We start from the raw sequence: 1918 nt of genomic DNA, 5'->3' as shown, positions 1-1918 counted from the left end.
GGCCGTATTGGAAATAGAATGTGTTGAGAAATTGCTCGGCGCGCTGGACGCTGATTTCCGTGAGGGATTCGCGCATGGAGAGCGCAGAGCGGGAGTACTTGGCCATGGCGTAGGCCAGGACTTCGGGGTCGGCCCCGTGAACGGCATAGACATCGGTCAGGTTGCGGGCACCGGCGGGCGAGAAAGATTCACTGGACATGGACGAGGGCTCGCGACCAGAATACGGCATCAAGGTAGTCAGGGCTGTGAATCCCAAGGACCGATGAAAACGTCAAAGCTGTAGAGCGGGGGCGCGCGGCGAAATGCGGGAGTTTAAATTGCGTACATCGCAGAGGCCCCGGCCATTACCCACTGGTCGCTGGACAGTATCTCAGCGCTGGAACGACCTGCTTTTTGCCCACTGGCGCCTTCCTGCTGCTCACGTGGCGCACTTTCTGCCGGAAGGATTGCAGCCCGACACCTTCCAGGGATCGGCATGGATCGGGATCGTTCCACTGTGGATGGATCGCTTTAACCTTCGTGGCATGCCATCCGTGCCGGGTATGCACAGCTTTCCCGAATTGCACTTCCGCACCTACGTGCACGATCAGCTGACCAACACTCCGGGCATTTACAACCTCTCAGTCGATATCGGCAGCTTGCTGGCAACGGCTGCGGTTCGCCTGATCTTCCGACTGCCGTGCAACTGGGCGGAGATGCGCCTGAACCAGCGGACCGAGCGCGAGTTTTCTTTTTACAGCCGCAGGTTGCTCGTGAGCCATCCGGTAATCTTCAATGCGCGCTACCGGGGACTGGGACCGACGCGCAGGCTGGCGGAGATTCGAGGCGGATCGCTCGAGTATTTTTTCACGGAGCGATATTGCCTGTTTACGAAAAATCATGCGGGGCTGGCCATGCGGGCGAACATTCACACGGTGGCTTCGCCTCTGGAAGATGCCGAAGCTGAGATCGAGCAGAACGATTTGCCGGCAGCCCTGGGGATACAGGTTCAAGATCAGGAACCGGTGCTGCACTATTCGCGGCGTCTCGCAGTGTATGTGTGGCCGTCGGAATTGGCGGCGCCCGCGCGCAGGCGTCAGCGGATACCGGTGCAGGCGATGCCCTCGAACTGATCGCGTTGGCGATGGGTCAAAGACAAGGGCCGTGATTCGCCGCTTCGCGTTGCCAGACCTTTCGAGCCAGAAGCAAGAATCCTGCGACAGCCACAAACTGAAAAATAAACTTGGCGATGAGGTCCAGGCGGGTCCAGCCTGCTGCGCTGACGTCGCTGATGGCCATGCAGCCCAGTACGGCGCCGGATGAGAGTGCGAAGCGGTGAATGTCGCGCCAGCCGCGTGCGGCAGACCAGTAGCGTACAAGCGCGAAAGCCAGTAGGGCCCAGATTGGACCTGCGACGAGGGGCATCCAGGCAGCGATGCCGGGGTGAGGAACGAATACGAGCGTAATAAGGGAGAACCAGGCCGCGCCGAATATGAACGCTTTGAATCCGATGAGCCATGGATTGGCGGGCTGGCGAGAATCGATTTGTCCGGAGTGGCCGTGTCCGCGCACGAGCCACGCCATGCCGATGAGGGCGGCGATGGCGGCGAAGCCGAGCAGGATAAGGATCACAGGCGGGTGGTAGGGAACTGCGTGAAGTCTCGGGCGCGCCTGCTGGGTCCAGCCATACCAGGCAATGCGGCTGCCGACGAGGAATGCGATACAGGTCGCGATGAGGCCGCGCTTGCGGAGCCATGGCTGCTCACGGTGTTTGGGAAAGATGAGCTCAGTGACCTGAACAGGAATCAGGACTACCCACACACTCTCGAATCCCAACATGAAAAGGAGATAGAGCCAGTTCACTCCGAGGTAGCGACCATATGCGGCGTTGGCGCCTGGGAATGGCAGTGGCGCGATCGAGGTCTGCTGGATGATGAAC

General features: G+C 60.1%; 2 protein-coding genes and 1 pseudogene. 1 reads left to right on the top strand and 2 read right to left on the bottom strand.

Going from position 1 to position 1918, the window contains the following annotated elements; translation table 11 throughout:
- Positions 1-199: pseudogene (locus WA354_RS23325) on the bottom strand (hypothetical protein); the annotation flags it as partial.
- Positions 200-317: 118 nt separating this feature from the next.
- Between WA354_RS23325 and WA354_RS23320 the strand changes: the two are divergent.
- Entirely contained in the window at positions 318-1112 is a 795-nt protein-coding gene (locus WA354_RS23320) for a YqjF family protein (protein ID WP_472815423.1), read from the top strand.
- Between the two features lie 16 nt (positions 1113-1128).
- On the opposite strand, the gene WA354_RS23315 is transcribed toward WA354_RS23320, so the two are convergent.
- A partial coding sequence (locus tag WA354_RS23315) for a hypothetical protein (RefSeq protein WP_472815422.1) occupies positions 1129-1918 on the bottom strand: 790 nt, incomplete at its 5' end.

Origin of the sequence: Occallatibacter sp., from assembly GCF_049802275.1 — a bacterium.
GTDB lineage: Bacteria > Acidobacteriota > Terriglobia > Terriglobales > Acidobacteriaceae > Telmatobacter.
This window is presented reverse-complemented; position numbering and strand designations above follow the sequence as displayed.